Annotated in this window: 15 protein-coding genes and 2 tRNA genes; 4 read left to right on the top strand and 13 right to left on the bottom strand. The window is 70.5% G+C overall.

The window, feature by feature from the left end; translation table 11 throughout:
- Positions 1–114 precede the first annotated feature (114 nt).
- The 3 genes from ACIPK3_RS01970 to ACIPK3_RS01960 form a co-directional block, all read right to left on the bottom strand.
- Positions 115–303, bottom strand: a complete 189-nt coding sequence (locus ACIPK3_RS01970) for a hypothetical protein (RefSeq protein ID WP_402565739.1) — start codon at positions 301–303, stop codon at positions 115–117.
- A 140-nt stretch (positions 304–443) separates the two neighbouring features.
- Positions 444–599: a hypothetical protein gene (locus ACIPK3_RS01965; protein ID WP_402565737.1), complete on the bottom strand. Its 156-nt coding sequence runs from the start codon at positions 597–599 to the stop codon at positions 444–446.
- Positions 599–823 (bottom strand): helix-turn-helix transcriptional regulator, encoded by a 225-nt coding sequence (locus tag ACIPK3_RS01960; protein ID WP_402566834.1) that lies wholly within the window; start codon positions 821–823, stop codon positions 599–601. The genes ACIPK3_RS01965 and ACIPK3_RS01960 overlap by 1 nt, the downstream gene beginning before the upstream one ends.
- A 94-nt stretch (positions 824–917) precedes the next feature.
- Between ACIPK3_RS01960 and ACIPK3_RS01955 the strand changes: the two genes are divergently transcribed.
- The gene (locus ACIPK3_RS01955; RefSeq protein WP_402565735.1) at positions 918–1,514 is read left to right on the top strand and encodes a helix-turn-helix domain-containing protein; all 597 of its coding nucleotides are present in this window, start codon (positions 918–920) and stop codon (positions 1,512–1,514) included.
- A 56-nt stretch (positions 1,515–1,570) separates the two neighbouring features.
- Here ACIPK3_RS01955 and ACIPK3_RS01950 read toward each other — a convergent pair whose 3' ends face one another.
- From ACIPK3_RS01950 to leuS, 5 genes are all read right to left on the bottom strand, one after another.
- On the bottom strand, positions 1,571–3,103 hold the full coding sequence (locus tag ACIPK3_RS01950) for a recombinase family protein (protein ID WP_402565733.1): 1,533 nt from the start codon (positions 3,101–3,103) through the stop codon (positions 1,571–1,573).
- Positions 3,104–3,112: 9 nt separating this feature from the next.
- Positions 3,113–4,072 (bottom strand): helix-hairpin-helix domain-containing protein, encoded by a 960-nt coding sequence (locus ACIPK3_RS01945; RefSeq protein ID WP_402565731.1) that lies wholly within the window; start codon positions 4,070–4,072, stop codon positions 3,113–3,115.
- Positions 4,073–4,191: 119 nt separating this feature from the next.
- The gene (locus tag ACIPK3_RS01940) at positions 4,192–5,037 is read right to left on the bottom strand and encodes a DegV family protein (protein ID WP_402565729.1); all 846 of its coding nucleotides are present in this window, start codon (positions 5,035–5,037) and stop codon (positions 4,192–4,194) included.
- Between the two features lie 72 nt (positions 5,038–5,109).
- Positions 5,110–5,745: a hypothetical protein gene (locus ACIPK3_RS01935; protein ID WP_402565727.1), complete on the bottom strand. Its 636-nt coding sequence runs from the start codon at positions 5,743–5,745 to the stop codon at positions 5,110–5,112.
- A gap of 139 nt (positions 5,746–5,884) precedes the next feature.
- Positions 5,885–8,764: a leucine--tRNA ligase gene (leuS, locus tag ACIPK3_RS01930; protein WP_402565725.1), complete on the bottom strand. Its 2,880-nt coding sequence runs from the start codon at positions 8,762–8,764 to the stop codon at positions 5,885–5,887.
- A 502-nt stretch (positions 8,765–9,266) separates the two neighbouring features.
- On the opposite strand from leuS, the gene ACIPK3_RS01925 reads away from it, so the two are divergent.
- On the top strand, positions 9,267–10,493 hold the full coding sequence (locus tag ACIPK3_RS01925; RefSeq protein ID WP_402565723.1) for a cytochrome b/b6 domain-containing protein: 1,227 nt from the start codon (positions 9,267–9,269) through the stop codon (positions 10,491–10,493).
- Positions 10,490–12,100, top strand: coding sequence for an NADH-ubiquinone oxidoreductase-F iron-sulfur binding region domain-containing protein (locus tag ACIPK3_RS01920; RefSeq protein WP_402565721.1), 1,611 nt, complete (start codon positions 10,490–10,492; stop codon positions 12,098–12,100). Before ACIPK3_RS01925 ends, ACIPK3_RS01920 begins: the two co-directional genes overlap by 4 nt.
- Positions 12,101–12,213: 113 nt before the next feature.
- Here the strand turns inward: ACIPK3_RS01920 and ACIPK3_RS01915 are convergent.
- Positions 12,214–12,286, bottom strand: a tRNA-Ala gene (locus ACIPK3_RS01915).
- Positions 12,287–12,399: 113 nt separating this feature from the next.
- Here ACIPK3_RS01915 and ACIPK3_RS01910 point away from each other — a divergent pair.
- Complete coding sequence (locus ACIPK3_RS01910) at positions 12,400–13,635, top strand: glycosyltransferase 87 family protein (protein ID WP_402565719.1); 1,236 nt, start codon at positions 12,400–12,402, stop codon at positions 13,633–13,635.
- Here ACIPK3_RS01910 and ACIPK3_RS01905 read toward each other — a convergent pair.
- The 4 genes from ACIPK3_RS01905 to rsfS all read right to left on the bottom strand — a co-directional run bounded on the left by ACIPK3_RS01905 (position 13,614) and on the right by rsfS (position 15,450).
- Positions 13,614–13,847, bottom strand: a complete 234-nt coding sequence (locus ACIPK3_RS01905) for a hypothetical protein (protein WP_006136074.1) — start codon at positions 13,845–13,847, stop codon at positions 13,614–13,616. The genes ACIPK3_RS01910 and ACIPK3_RS01905 overlap by 22 nt on opposite strands.
- Before the next feature lie 342 nt (positions 13,848–14,189).
- Positions 14,190–14,262 (bottom strand) — tRNA-Ala (locus tag ACIPK3_RS01900).
- Between the two features lie 76 nt (positions 14,263–14,338).
- Positions 14,339–15,007, bottom strand: coding sequence for a histidine phosphatase family protein (locus ACIPK3_RS01895; RefSeq protein WP_402565717.1), 669 nt, complete (start codon positions 15,005–15,007; stop codon positions 14,339–14,341).
- The gene (rsfS, locus tag ACIPK3_RS01890) at positions 15,007–15,450 is read right to left on the bottom strand and encodes a ribosome silencing factor (protein ID WP_402565715.1); all 444 of its coding nucleotides are present in this window, start codon (positions 15,448–15,450) and stop codon (positions 15,007–15,009) included. The genes ACIPK3_RS01895 and rsfS overlap by 1 nt, the downstream gene beginning before the upstream one ends.
- Between the last annotated feature and the right edge of the window lie 22 nt (positions 15,451–15,472).

The following is a 15,472-nucleotide window of genomic DNA, read 5'->3' as shown; positions in this document are numbered from 1 at the left end:
CCAAGGTGAGTCCGTAGCGGGCCGCGATCCGGCTGGCCCAGCGGTCGTGCGTGGGCGCGGGCCGCCCCCGTTCCGCCGAATGGGCTAGACGGAGGTGGCCGACGCGGCGGGACATCAGACGGCCCTCGACAGACGGGCCGCGCGCAGCTCGGCGCGGACACCGTTTCGGGCCGGAGAGTTCAGGGCGCGCAGCTGAGCCCCGGACTTCCGGGAGCCGTGTCGCATGCGGGCGTTGCGGGGCCGGTATCCGTGGTGCGAGCCGCTGCGCTTCTGCCGCGGGGCCCGGTGTGCGAAGCTGTTCACAGGACGTGGTGCCTTTCTGTGATGCGTAGCCTCGGGTCGCTGGCGAGCGATGAGCCCGGGGCTTCGCTGTTGGACGGGGCCTGCGTTTCAGGCCCGGTCGCTGGTGGTGATGACACCGACGACCGGGCCGCCTCGCGTCGTCAGGCCGCCTCGTCGTCGCTGGCCTGCGGCTGGCGAGGAGCAGCGAGGCCGAGAAGGGCGACGAGTCGGCGCGCTTGCGCCGGGCTCAGGTCGCGGTCCTCGTACAGGTCCGCGAGCGTCTTCGGTCGGGAAGCCGTGGTCGCAGTCGCGGCCATCAGGCGGCGCTCCCGACGGAGCGACCAGTGAGCCACTGCTCGACATCCCTACGGCGGTACCGAATCCGGCCGCCGCGCCCGGGCGAGAGCTTGATGTAGCGGGGGCCAGTACCCTTCCATCGCTTGTCCTTGAGCGTGGAGACGCTGAGCTTTGTGACGCGCGCAGCCTCAATCGGAGTAAGGAGCTCTTCCGGATCGAGAGCAGTCGCTGCGCTTCCAGGCATGACTACCTCCAAGAATCGCAGCGTTTGCTGCGACAATTGGAACAGTACGGGACTGGCGTTGACTATGCAAGGATTCGCATGAGACGCTGCGAAAATGACAGCGAAGACGCCACCCCCTGAGTCTCCGAAACCATCCGGATGGGGACCGGTCAGCCGCTACGTCGCGGCCAACGTGCTCCGTTTCCGCACCGATCGCGGTCTTTCGACGACGCGCCTCGCCGCCGCACTGAAGGAGCTGGGGCACTCGATCCCCGCCACCGGAATCACACGGATTGAGAAGGGCGAACGACGGGTCGACACGGACGACCTGGTCGCGCTCGGGCTCGCGCTCAACGTGAGCCCTGCCGCGCTCCTGCTTCCCCCTACAGAAGACAGCGAGACGCCAGTACAGCTGACGGGGCAGGTTGACCTCCCAGCGCGAAAGGCATGGGCCTGGGTCGACGGGGACGAACCCCACGCACCTACGGACCGAGACCGGTACGGGCAAGTCCTGCGCTTCCGCCTCGACTCTCGCCCGGAATGGGATCGTGACCCGATCCGGAAGATGTACAACGCCGTTCTCAAAGAGACGTCCGACCGGAATGCGCTCGCCAGCCAGTCCGGCACCTTTTCCATGGAGAACGGGCAGCTTGTCCTGCGCTCAGATGATGGCCGAGAAGTACAACGCCTTGGCCCGGCGAAGGAGGGCTGAAGGCCAAAAGAGTATGGGCCCCACACCCATTGGTGTGGGGCCTCTTGACGTACCAGTCAGGCGTCGGGCTTCGGCCAGTCCATCGGCACCAGCCTGGCCGGGTTGAACTTGTTGCCGTAGCTCCGATCGTGCGGCAGCACCTCGTACCCCGGCAGCAGAGACAGCACCACCTCGCGCTTGTCGGCCGGCGTCAACCTGCCCCACCCGGCCGCTACATCCCCGGCCAGCAGGCGCCGCAGCACCATCGGCGCCCTCGACGTCAGTAGCGCGCGGGACTCCTTCACCCGCTTCTCGATGATGCTGCGGGCTTCCTTGTACTCGGCGAATGTGACCTCGCGGCGGGCGTACGCGCCGGCGAGCTCCTTCAGCTGCGCCTCGTCTGCGGCCAGCTCGGCACGCGCCTCGTCCGTCGTGTCGGTGTCCGCGACGGTCCGCAGTTGTTCCAGGACTCGTGGCTTGCCGAGCAGTTCGAGCACCTGGCGTTCGACCTCATCCTCGACGAACGACGCCTTCACTGCGATCTTTCCGCAGCCCCCGCCCTTGCGGTCACACCAGTAGCGCGGGCCGCCGTTGCCGTGGCTGCCGGACAGCAGGTGACCGCACTGCGAGCAGCGCAGCACGCCGTTGAGCCACCGCTGCAGCGTGAGGTCCGTATCCCCCGCACGCATGGCCAGCCGCTCGCAGATCCGCTCCCAGCGCTCCGGCGGGATGATGGCGTCCCATACGGCCTTGCCGACGACCTCGCCCTTGTGGGAGCGCAGGCCTGCGACGGAGGCCTTGGAGACGATGGAGCCCACGCTGCGCCCCGACCAGGCGACGCCCATGACAGTGGGAACCTTCCGGCGCTGCAGGTCTGCGGCGATCGAGTTGAGGGACTCGCCCATCTCCGGATCGATCTTCGCCCGCTGTTCGGGGGCCCAGCCTTCCCAGTCGCCGAGGATGCGGTCGCCGATCTCACGGAGGATCTTCGCCTCGTCCTCGACGATCGCATGACCCTCAGTGCTGTAGCCGTAGCCGCGGAACCCTCCCCCGCCCGGCTTGCCCTCGGACGCCAGCTCCTCATGCTTGCGCCCGACTCGGCGCGCAGTATCGCGGCTGGACTTGTTGGCCACGGCGACCATCACCCGGGCCATCGTGACATCTGCGTCGTTGGCCAGCCTGAGCGAGCCGGTCACGGACTCGACGGGAATGCGGGGCCGACGGGACTCCACCACGTCGATCAGGTCTTCGATGTCGCGCGGGTCGCGGGCCACGCGGTCGAGGTCGTCGGCGATCAGTCCGTCGAACTCGCCCGAGGCGAGCCCTTCGAGAGCCGCGCGGAACCCGGGTCGCACGGTCCGCAGCGCCGTGGCCCCGTCGGGCAGCTTGATCTTTCGGCGCTTAAATGCGGACGTGTCGTCCTCCGGGATCACCTTGGCGATGGTCCAGCCAAGGCGCTTGGCGAGGGCCCGGGCGTCCTCTTCCTGCCTGCCGATGCCCTTGGAGAACTCGGCACGGCGGCGCTCGACATCGCTCATCTGGCCTTCGTCTTCGTCCTCCGGCTTGCGGTAGCTGATCCGCAGGAGGAGTACGGCACGCTCTGGAGTCATGTCCATAGATTAGCATTGACATCTCGGATCGCCGATGCCGTTGATCTGGCGGAGTTCGTTCACCGAGCGGAAGCCACCGTGCTGGGTGCGGTAGTCGACGATGTGCCGGGCCAGCACGGGGCCGACTCCGGGCAGGGTGTCGAGTTGGTCCGCGGTCGCGGTGTTGAGGGACACCGGTGCGGCCGGGGCCGGGGCACCCGCCGCGGCCGACATCGAACCGGCCGGGTCGGTTCCCGTGGCCGGCCGGGGGCCGCCGACGACGACCTGCTCTCCGTCCACGAGGAAGCGGGCGCGGTTGAGGCCCTCGGTGCTGGTGCCCGCGCGCACTCCGCCGGCGGCCCGGAGCGCGTCGGCGACCCGGGAGCCGGCGGGCAGGTGCTGGATGCCGGGCTCACGGACCTTGCCGCTGACGTCCACCACGATCTCCGGCCCGGCGGCCCTGGACGGTCCGCCGCCCTGCCGCGGCTGTGGCTGGTTCTCCTCGCCGTGGGGTGCGTTCGCCCGCACCACCTGTGGCGCGCTCACGGACTGGGTGCGACCGGTCCAGAAGTGCTGTGCGGCGAGCACCGCCGCGAGGACGAGAAGCGCCGAGAGCGCCACCACACCGCGCCTCTCCAGCCCGCACCTGGTCTGCAACCACAGCGGAAGCCGCTCCCGCACCGCGAGCCCGGTCCGCTGCCTCCAGTCCGGCGGGGCGGGCTCGCTCCCGGGCTCGGACGGGCACTGCTCCGGTTCGGTGGCCGGTGGTCCGTTGTCCGACTCACGCCGCCGCACGGCCTGTTCACCGAAGAGCAGTTCCGCGCGACGGCGCAGGTCCTCCGCGGGTTCGGTCCCGGGCCGGGCGCGGTGTCGGCTCGGCGGGCGGCGATGTGCGGTGCGGCCGTCGGAGGCGGGAGCCCGGCCGGGGCCGCTGGTCGCGGACGGGACGCGGGAACGCGAGTGTGCTCGTGGGTGTGCTCGAAGTGCCATGCGACGAGCATCGGGCATTCCGCCGATCCACGATGATCTTGGTTAAATCCCGTGGATCGCCGCCTACTTGTGGACAACTGCGACACCCGGACGAGTGAAGCGCGGCTCGGCGGCGGCTCTCACCTCGCCGACACGACAACCCCCAGCAGCCCCGGCCCCGTGTGCGCCCCGATCACCGCTCCGACCTCGCTCACATGAAGGTCGGCCAGTCTCGGCACCCGGGTGCGCAGCCGGTCGGCGAGGGCCGACGCCCGGTCGGGGGCGGCGAGGTGGTGGACGGCGATGTCGACCTCGGCGCCGCCCGCCCGGTCGGCCACGATCTCCTCGAGACGGGCGATCGCCCTGGAGGCCGTACGCACCTTTTCGAGGAGTTCGATGCGGCCGCCGTCGAGTCGCAGCAGGGGTTTCACCGCGAGCGCGGAGCCGAGCAGGGCCTGGGCGGTGCCGATCCGGCCGCCCCGGCGCAGATAGTCGAGCGTGTCGACATAGAAGTACGCGGAGGTGCCCGCGGCCCGCTTCTCCGCGGCGGTGACGGCCTCGTCCACGGTGCCGTCGGCCTCCGCGGCCTCGGCCGCGGCCAGCGCGCAGAAGCCGAGTGCCATCGCGACCATCCCGGTGTCCACCACCCGCACCGGCACGGGCGCCTGGCGGGCGGCGACGACCGCGGCGTCGTAGGTGCCCGACAGTTCGGCGGAGAGGTGGAGCGACACGATGCCGGTGGCGCCGGCCTCGGCGACCTCGCGGTAGGTCTGGGCGAACACCTGCGGGCTGGGGCGGGACGTGGTCACCGAGCGCCGCTTCTGCAAGGCCTGGGCCAGGGAGCGGGTCGAGATCTCGGTGCCCTCTTCGAGAACCTCGTCGCCCAGGACCACGGTCAGGGGCACCGCGGTGATGCCGTGGCGCTCCATCGTCCGGGGCGGCAGGTAGGCCGTTGAATCGGTGACGATCGCGACATGGCGGGACATGAGCTGGAGGTTACCTGCCGTGGCGCACGGACGGCAGTCCGGGCCTCTCACCTGGGCCGGGACCGGCCGGAATCAAGTGGTGCTCTCCGGGCGGGCCTTCTTCTGCCAGGAGTAGGCGGGGCCACGGCCGGGCGGGGTGATCGCGGGCCGGGGCTCGGCCTCCGGGCCCGTCCAGTGCCGCAGCGCGCCCGCCTCGATGTCGATCTGTGCGCTCAGCGTGTCCAGGTCGTCGTCCACGAAGCGTTGGGCGCGGTCGCGCACGGCCCAGCGCAGGGAGTCCGCGGACTGGGTGATGCGCTCGGTGCGCCGGCGCAGGTCGGGGAGCCGGTCGGTGAGCGTCGCCCGGTCGGGTTCGGACTCCAGTCGCTTGAGATCGTCGTCCAGTTCGTGCCCGTATGCGCTGAGTCGCTGGAAGAGGCCGAGGGACTCCTTGAGCGACTGGTCCTCGGTCGCGCCCGCCTGGAGCGCGTCCTGGGTGGCGCGCATCGAGGTGCGCAGGGTGAGCCGCAGCTGGGCGATCTCGCCCGCCGGGCCGGGCTGGGCGAGGGACTTGGCGCGCAGCGTGTGGTCCTCGACCGTGCGGCGGGCCTGGGTGAGGGTGCGGTCGACGCCCCGCTTGGCGGCGCCGATCGCCTTGACCGCGACATACCCGCCGAGGCCGACGAAAATCAGGAACAGCAGGGCGAACACGGTGATGACTGTTTCCACGCCGCTCCTCCTCAGCCCGGTGCGGCATCGGCCGCTCGCTCTCCACGGTAAACGCAACAGGCGGGCCCGGAGTTCCGGAGGAACCCCGAACCCGCCCCGTAACGAACCCTGAGGCCGCCCCTAGGGGACTGCCCCGCGCCTACGCCGGGACGATGTTGACCAGCTTCGGCGCGCGCACGATCACCTTGCGGACGCCCGCTCCGGCCAGCGCCCGCACGACGTTGTCGTCGGCCAGCGCCACCTTCTCCAGCTCCTCGTCGGAGATGGAGGGCGGGACCTCCAGCCGGGCCTTGACCTTGCCCTTGATCTGCACGACGCAGGTCACGGTCTCGTCCACCACGTACCGCGGGTCGGCGACCGGGAAGTCCCGGTGGACGACCGAGTCGGTGTGGCCCAGGCGGCGCCACAGCTCCTCGGCGATGTGCGGGGCCAGCGGCGCGACCATCAGGACCAGCGACTCGGCGACCGGGCGCGGAACCGCGCCGCCCGCCTTGGTCAGGTGGTTGTTCAGCTCGGTGATCTTGGCGATGGCGGTGTTGAAGCGCAGGCTCTCCAGGTCCTGGCGCACGCCGTCGATCGCCTTGTGCAGGGCACGCAGGGTGTCCTCGTCGGGCTCGGCGGCGGAGACGGTGATCTCGCCGGTGGTCTCGTCGACGACGTTGCGCCACAGCCGCTGCAGCAGCCGGAACTGGCCGACGACCGCGCGGGTGTCCCACGGGCGGGAGACGTCCAGCGGACCCATGGCCATCTCGTACAGGCGCAGCGTGTCGGCGCCGTACTCGGCGCAGATCTCGTCCGGGGTGACGGCGTTCTTCAGGGACTTGCCCATCTTGCCCAGCAGACGGGTGACCTGCTCGCCCTGGTACCAGTACGCGCCGTCGCGCTCCTCGACCTCGGCGGCCGGCACCGCGATGCCGCGGCTGTCGCGGTAGACGTAGGCCTGGATCATGCCCTGGTTGAACAGCTTGTGGAAGGGCTCGACCGACGACACGTGCCCCAGGTCGTACAGGACCTTGGACCAGAAGCGGGCGTACAGCAGGTGCAGTACGGCGTGCTCGGCGCCGCCGACGTACAGGTCGACGCCGCCGTGCGGCATGCCCTCGCGCGGGCCCATCCAGTACCGCTCGATCCCGGGGTCGACCAGCCGGGCGCTGTTGTGCGGGTCCAGGTAGCGCAGCTCGTACCAGCAGGAACCGGCCCAGTTGGGCATGGTGTTGGTCTCGCGGCGGTACTTCCTGGGGCCGTCGCCCAGGTCCAGGGTGACGTTGACCCAGTCCTCGTTGCGGGACAGCGGGGTCTCGGGCTGGGTGTCGGCGTCGTCCGGGTCGAAGGTGCGCGGGCTGTAGTCCTCGACCTCGGGCAGCTCCAGCGGCAGCATCGACTCGGGCAGCGCGTGAGCGACGCCGTCCTCGTCGTAGACGATCGGGAAGGGCTCGCCCCAGTAGCGCTGGCGGCTGAACAGCCAGTCGCGCAGGCGGAAGTTGACGGTGCCCTGGCCGATGCCCCTGCGCTCCAGCCACTCCGTGATGCGCGCCTTGGCCTCGGTGACGCCCAGGCCGTCCAGCCGTACGTCCTCACCGGCCGAGTTGACGATCTTCGCGTCGTAGGAGGCGAAGGCGTCGTCCCAGGCGGAGGTGTCCGTGCCCCGGCCGTCGGTCGGCTCGACCACGCACCGGATCGGCAGCTCGAAGGCGCGCGCGAAGGCGAAGTCGCGGGTGTCGTGCGCCGGTACGGCCATGATCGCGCCGGTGCCGTAGCCCATCAGGACGTAGTCGGCGATGAAGACCGGGACCTTCTCGCCGTTGACCGGGTTGACCGCGAACACGCCGGTGAAGACGCCGGTCTTGTCCTTGGCCTCGGCCTGGCGCTCGACGTCGGACTTCGAGGCGGCCTGCGCGCGGTAGGCGGTGACGGCCTCGGCCGGGGTGGCGTGGCCGCCGGTCCACACCTGATGGGTGCCCTCGGGCCAGCTGTCCGGGGTGAACGTGTCGACCAGCGGGTGCTCGGGCGCCAGCACCATGTAGGTCGCGCCGAACAGGGTGTCGGGGCGGGTGGTGAAGACGGTGATGTGCTCGCCGTCCACGGGGAAGTCGACGCGGGCGCCCTCGGAGCGGCCGATCCAGTTGCGCTGCTGGAGCTTGATGGCCTCGGGCCAGTCCAGCGCGTCCAGGTCGTCCAGCAGGCGGTCCGCGTAGGCGGTGATGCGCATGTTCCACTGGCGCAGCTTGGACTTGAAGACCGGGTAGTTGCCGCGCTCGGAGCGGCCGTCGGCGGTGACTTCCTCGTTGGCCAGCACGGTGCCCAGGCCAGGGCACCAGTTGACGGGTGCGTCGGAGGCGTAGGCCAGGCGGAACTCGCTCAGGACGTCGGCGCGCTCGGCGACGGTCAGTTCGTTCCACGCGCGCGTGTGGCCCGGTACACCGCGCTCACCGGACTCGAACTGGGCGATCAGTTCGGAGATCGGGCGGGCCTTCTTCGCCTCGTCGTCGTACCAGGAGTTGAAGATCTGCAGAAAGATCCACTGGGTCCACTTGTAGTAGTCCGGGTCGATCGTGGCGAACGACCGGCGCCTGTCGTGGCCCAGGCCCAGCCTGCGCAGCTGGGCCTTCATGTTCTCGATGTTGGCCTCGGTGGACACGCGCGGGTGCGTGCCGGTCTGCACGGCGTACTGCTCGGCGGGCAGGCCGAAGGCGTCGAAGCCCAGGGTGTGCAGGACGTTGTGGCCGGTCATCCGCTGGAAGCGGGCGAAGACGTCGGTGGCGATGTAGCCCAGGGGGTGGCCGACATGCAGACCCGCACCGGACGGGTACGGGAACATGTCCATGATGAACTTCTTGGGCCTCGCGACCGGCGCGGGGTCACCGGCCAGGTCGCCGCTGGGGTTGGGCGCCGCGTAGGTGCCCTCGGCGTCCCAGAAGTCCTGCCAGCGTGCCTCGACCTCGGCCGCGGTGGCGGCCGTGTAGCGGTGCGGCGCGGCCTCCGCCGGCGTAGCAGCGGCGGCGGGGTTCGTCTCGCTCATGATCCTCAAAGCTCCATCGGTCGTCTCTGCCAGCGACAGTTCTGGAAACGAAAAATCCCCTCACACAGGAGGGGATGCCGCGCCGATGCCGACCATCCGGTTCGCCCGGCGGTCGGGGCTGATCAGCGCGGCTCGCTAAGCAGAAGGCGTACGGCACGCATGGCGTCAGGGTACCGCAGGCGTTGAGCAAGTCGCGACGCGTTTCCGTATGCCTGCTCGACAGAAGATCACATGCCTCTTCGGCGTGGATCACGTGCCCGTTTGACACAGATCACATTGAACCTTGGTCAAAGATTACTCCGCGTAACAGCCACTACTGGGACATCGCAACGGTCTCATTGTCCTTTGATAACAACGCAATAACTCAAAGCTCGTACTGATCGGTATGGCGCCGCTTAGAGTTCGGAAGCGGGACCGCTTTCCCGGACTGCTCGGAGTTGCCCCCATGAACGCTCGTCGTAGTAACAGCTCGCTTCCCAAGCCAGGCCGTTCGGCCTATGGGATGGCGTCCGCTGCCGTCCTGCTCCTCATACCCCTGGTCGTGCTGCTCGGCGGCAGCCAGTTCCGCGAGTTCCTGAACTTCGGCGCGGGCGTGCTGTCCCTCGTCTCACTCAGCTGCTCGGTCATCTGGGGCCTGGTCGCCCAGGACCGGATCATCCTCAACACGCGCCAGCGGATCGTCGGGCAGGCGGTCCACCGGACGACAGCGGTCGCCTCGATCGCGTTCCTGCTGCTCCACATCACCACGAAGATCGCTCTCGACCACACCCAGCTGATCGCCGCGATCATCCCGTTCTCGCTCGGCTTCACCGGCATCGGCGGCCTGATCGGGCTCGGCTCGCTGGCCGGCCTGCTGATGGTCTTCGTGGGTGTCACCGGTGCCCTGCGCAGCAACTTCGCCACCCCGGCCCCGGTCGCGGCCCGCTGGCGGGCCATGCACATGCTGGCCTACCCGGCCTGGTGCGCGGCGCTGGTCCACGGGCTCTACGCGGGTCGCGCGGCCAAGCCGATCTTCGTGATCCTCTACAGCCTTTCCCTGCTGGGTGTCATGGCCGCCCTCGCCCTGCGCTCCGCTCCCGGCCCGTTCAAGCGCAAGGTCGCCGACCGGATCGTCGCGGTCCTGGGCGGCTCCGAGCGGCCGGAACTGGACGAACTGGACGCCAGCCGCTCCCGGGTGGCCGAGTCCGGCTCGCTGCCGGGGACGGCTGGCTACGAGCGGCGGTCGGCCTACGCCGACGGCGTCGTCAGCCCGCGCGGCGAGTCGCGCACCGGCTCCTCACCGCTGTACGACAGCGCGGCGGGGGCCGCCGCGCAGGAACCCGCCTCCGGCTTCGCGGCCGCCTACCGGGCCGTACAGCCGTCCTCGCGGCCCCAGCAGCAGCCCTTCGCCACCGGTCAGACCGCGCGCATGGACGCCTTCCCGGATTCCTCCGGCGCCTCGGGCAGCTGGCCGGTCCCGTCCCCGCCGCCGGTCGGCGAGGCACCGCCGTCGGCTTACGACCCGCTCCAGGACACCGGATACACCATCCCCGTCTACGGCAATCCGGGCCCCGGCGGATACGCCGGACGTGACATGTACGACACCGGTGAGACGAATGCCTTCTACGGCACGTACAACTCGAATGACACGTACAACAGCGGTCCCGCCAATGAACCATCCCCCGACACGTCCTGGGACGCGCCGGGTTCGGGCGAACCTTGGAACACGCCTTCCGGAGGCTATAGGTGAACGAGGCCCTGCCCGACGTACCGGAAGTCCGCGTGGTCGGGCTTCCCCAGCTCACGTCGGGCTTCGACCTTGTCGAAAGACTCGATCTGCCCATGCACCTCAAGGTGCACGGGCCGCTTGAGCCCCTGGGCGGCGAGCAGCTCGCCCAGCTCGCCGAACGGATCAGCCTCAAGGGCCGCGGCGGCGCGGGCTTCCCGTTCCACAAGAAGCTGCGCTCGGTCGCCGACGCGGCGATCAAGCGCGGCGTACGGCCGGTCGTCGTCGTCAACGGCAGCGAGGACGAGCCGGCCTGCCGCAAGGACACGGTGCTGATCAACCGTGCCCCGCACCTCATCCTGGACGGGGCGCTGCTGTGCGCCGAAGCCCTGGGTGCCCGCACGCTCGTGGTGGCGGTCACCCGGGAGTCCACACAGCGCTCCATGGAGCAGGCGCTCGCCGAACGCGGCCTGAGCAACGGCCGCCGCTCCGCCCTGAAGGCGTTCGTGCAGCGCAACCCGGTCCGCATGGTCACCGGCGCGGCCGCGTCGGTGATCCGCTCGATCGACGGCGGCCCGGCGATCCCGCCCGGCCGCAAGACCAGCGCCTCGCAGAACGGCGTCGGCGGTGCGCCCACCCTGCTGTCGAACGCCGAGACCTTCGCGCAGCTCGCGATCGCCGCCCGCATCGGCCCCGAGCGGTACGGCAACACCGGCCTGTACGACGAGCCGGGCACCGTCATGCTGACGGTCTCCGGCGCCGTCGCCCGTCCGATGGTGATCGAGGCCCCCACCGGTGTGCCGCTGCGCTACATCCTCCAGCTGGCCGGCGCCCCGCCGGTGCCGCAGGGCGTGCTGACCGGCGGCTACCACGGCAAGTGGATCGACGCGGCGACGGTCAACGAGGCGGTCGTCTCCCGCAACTCCCTGGACGCGGTGGGCGGCGCCCTCGGTGCCGGCGCCATTCTGCCGATCTCTCAGGAGACCTGCCCGCTGGGCGAGTCACTGCGGGTGGCCCAGTGGCTGGCCGACGAGAGCGCCGGCCAGTGCGGGCCCTGCTACCTCGGACTGCCCGCCGCCGCGCGCGGCATGGAGGACATCCTCAACGGCGGCGGTCCGGCCGCCCTGGAGGCACTCAAGCAGGTCGCCAAGAACGTGAAGCGGCGCGGCGCGTGCTCGCACCCGGACGGCTCCGCGATGTTCCTGGAGTCCACGATCAAGGCGTTCACGGACGACCTGGCCGCGCACGTCCTCGGAAACGGCTGCGGACGGCCCGTGGAGGGCGTTCTGCCGCTCTTCGAGGGCGGCAAGGGACCCGCGGGCCTCCCGGGCGGGGACGAGCCCGAGGACACCGGCGGCAGCCGTCAGAAGATCTACGTGGACTGGACGCTGTGCCGGGGCCACGGCCTGTGCGCGGACATCCTCCCGGAGGTCTTCCAGCTCGGCGCCGACGGCTTCCCGACCGTCGCGCAGGCGAAGGTGCCGCGGTACGCGGAGGCGAAGGCCCTGCGCGCGGTGCGCCGCTGCCCCGCGCTGGCCCTGCGCATCGAGGAGGACACGCGCGCGCAGGCGCCCTCCCGCAATCTCCCGGTCGTCTCCCAGGGCCGCGGCCGCCGCGCCCTCGGCCGCTGAGTGCGCGAACGGCGGGTCACCCGGCTCGGGTGACCCGCCGTTCGCGCGCTTCGGCAGGGTCCTCAAACGCCGAAGGCGGACCATCCTTTCGGATGGTCCGCCTTCGATCTCTGTGGAGCTAAGGAGAATTGAACTCCTGACCTCCTGCATGCCATGCAGGCGCTCTACCAACTGAGCTATAGCCCCTTGTTGTGTCCTGCCGGTGTCACCCGGCGACGACGCCAACATTACACGGTCCAGTGGGTGCAGCACCAAATCGTTTCCGTTCTGTACGGATTAGGGGGCTAGTGTCGGGCTTCGTGACCGTGATCGCGTCCTGGGCAGCCCGCACTCGTGTACCGGCCGCCGTCGCGGCGTGCCTGTTCTCCTTCACGGCGTTCTGGATCGCCCAGCGGGCCGCGCACGTGTCGACGGTCGACCTGATGGTCTACCGGGCCGAGGGGGCGGCCGTCCGCGCGGGAGACGATCTGTACGACCTGCGCACGACCGCCGCGCGGCTGCCCGCCACGTACCCGCCGTTCGCTGCCCTGCTGTTCACTCCGCTGACCCTCCTCGACACCCCGCACCTGCGCGCGGCGGCGGCCGCCGCGAACCTCGCCCTGCTGGTGGTCTTCGTGCGGCAGTCGCTGAAACTCGTGGGGCACGCGCGCGTGGAGGGCGTCTGGTGGGTCGCGGCGGCGGCCGTGTGGTGCGAGCCGGTGTGGACGACCCTGCGCTACGGACAGGTGAACCTGCTGCTCGGCGTCCTGGTGCTGTGGGACGTGTCACGCCGTCCGCCCGACGGCCGGGCCGGCTGGGCGGGCGTGGGGATCGGGCTCGCCGCGGCGGTCAAACTCACGCCCGCGCTGTTCGCGGTGTTCCTGTTCGCCACCGGCGCGGTGACGCGGCTCGGGGGCGGCGACGGGCGGCCGTGGCTGCGGCACGCGCGCGGAGCGGCCCTGACGTTCGCGGGGGCGACGCTGCTCGCGGCGGCCGTCCTGCCGCACGACTCGTGGCGGTTCTGGACCTCGGCGGTGTTCCGCGCGGACCGGGTGGGGCACGCCGAGGAGACCGCCAACCAGGCCCTGCGAGGCGTTCTGGCGCGTCTGCTGCACACGCCCGACCCGGGAGTCCTCTGGACCGCTCTCGCGGCGCTGGTGGCCGCGACGGGGCTTTCGGTGGCGGTCGCGGCGGAGTTGCGGGGCCACCGGGCGTGGGCGGTGGCCGTCTGTTCGGTGACGGCGCTGCTGATCAGTCCGGTGTCCTGGTCACACCACTGGGTGTGGTGCGTGCCGCTCGTGCTGCTGCTGTGGACGCGCGGGCACCGGGCGGCCGCTCTCGGCACGCTGCTGGTCTTCTGCTCGTACGCGCTGTGGTGGGTGCCGCACGGCCACGGCCGGCCCGAACTGCGCCAGGACGGCGTCGCATTCGCGTTGTCCGGGCTCTACTGCGGGGCCGGGCTGGTCTTTCTGGCGCTGGCCCTTGTGGCGTCGGCCGGACATCGTTGCCGGGGCGTGGCCGGAGTGGCGGCCGGTCAGGCCGTGACGAACGAGTAGAACCGCTTGAGCGTGCAGTGCTCCTCCAGGAGACGGCCGTAGATCGGCTCGCCCTCCAGTTCGCGGTACGTCTCGATCGGGTCGCCCTTTATGATCAGCGCCCGCGCGCATTCCTCGCACCAGTACTGGTAGTCGGGGTTGATCGGCTCCATGTCACGGACGATGGGGGTACCGCTCCCGCACCAGTCGCACTTCCGCCTGTGTGCACCCATGGGTCAGCTCCAGATGTGGCCAGCGGCCGTGCACACGCCGACCTCCTCCAGGATGCTCGCAGGCATCGCTACTCCTCCCGTCGGGTCGCGCCCCCTTCCGGCCGTTTGATTCTGCCACGGCCGGGCCGACACGGTCAGCGACGCCTCAGTACCGCCCGGCACCGACCCGCGCGCCGGAAGCGTCTCCGCAGAGGTATACGCCGCCGGGCGCCCGGTGACTCAACCAACAGTGTGCCGAAGACCGCGGCCCGGAACCGGCCTACTGAGAGAATCCGTACCCGACCGGGTAAAACAGAGAATCCCGCCCCTTGCGGGACGGGATTCTCGTCTGTCGAGCTTCTGTGGAGCTAAGGAGAATTGAACTCCTGACCTCCTGCATGCCATGCAGGCGCTCTACCAACTGAGCTATAGCCCCTCGCTGTGTTCTTCCCGCTCGGCGGGGTGAACAAGAAGAACTTTAGCCTGCGACCTGCCGGAAAGTGAAATCCGGGTCAGTCGTCGTCGCCGAGGACGGGCTCCGGGAGGGTGCCCGCGTTGTGCTCCAGGAGACGCCAGCCGCGGACGCCTTCGCCGAGGACGGACCAGCAGCAGTTCGACAGGCCGCCGAGGCTCTCCCAGTCGCGGGCGTCCAGGCCGAGCAGCCGCCCGATGGTGGTGCGGATGGTGCCGCCGTGGCTGACCACGACGAGGGTGCCGTCCTCGGGCAGCTTCTCGGCGTGCCGCAGCACCACGGGAGCGGCCCGGTCGGCGACCTCGGTCTCCAGTTCGCCGCCGCCGCGGCGGACCGGCTCGCCACGCTTCCACGCGGCGTAGTCCGTGCCGTACCGGGCGACGATCTCCTCGTGGGTCAGGCCCTGCCAGACGCCCGCGTAGGTCTCGCGCAGGGCTTCGTCGAGGGTGACGCCGAGGCCGGTGAGACCGGCCAGCTCGGTGGCCGTGTTCGCGGCCCGCTGGAGGTCCGAGGAGACGATCGCGTCGGGCTTCAGGGAGGCGAGCAGCCGGGCCGCGCGCCGGGCCTGGCCGACGCCGGTCTCGGTGAGCGCGACGTCGGTGGAGCCCTGGAAGCGGCGCTCCACGTTCCACGCGGTCTGGCCGTGCCGCCACAGGATGATCCGGCGGCCCCGGCTCCGGCTGTCGGTCACCTCGCCGGTGGCGCTCATCACCAGTCCCCGTCCGGGCCTGCCGCTTCCTCGGCGGCCTGGAGCCTGGTGTGCTCCGCGGCCTTGCCGCGGGTGGCCTTGGCGTCGGCGGGCAGCTCGATCTCGGGGCAGTCCTTCCACAGTCGCTCGAGGGCGTAGAAGACCCGCTCCTCGCTGTGCTGGACGTGCACGACGATGTCGACGTAGTCGAGCAGGACCCAGCGGGCGTCGCGGTCGCCCTCGCGGCGCACCGGCTTGGCGCCGAGCTCCTTCAGGAGCCGCTCCTCGATCTCGTCGACGATCGACTTGACCTGGCGGTCGTTGGGTGCGGAGGCCAGCAGGAAGGCATCCGTGATCGACAGGACGTCGCTGACGTCGTAGGCGATGACGTCATGGGCGAGCTTGTCGGCGGCCGCCTGGGCGGCGGCGTTGATGAGCTCAATGGAACGGTCGGTGGCGGTCACTACTTGGCTTTCCGTCGGCGGG

It is taken from the genome of Streptomyces sp. NPDC086787 (genome assembly GCF_044745865.1).
Classification (GTDB): domain Bacteria; phylum Actinomycetota; class Actinomycetes; order Streptomycetales; family Streptomycetaceae; genus Streptomyces.
The sequence above is the reverse complement of the archived record's forward strand: the minus strand, read 5'-3'. Positions and strand labels throughout refer to the sequence as shown.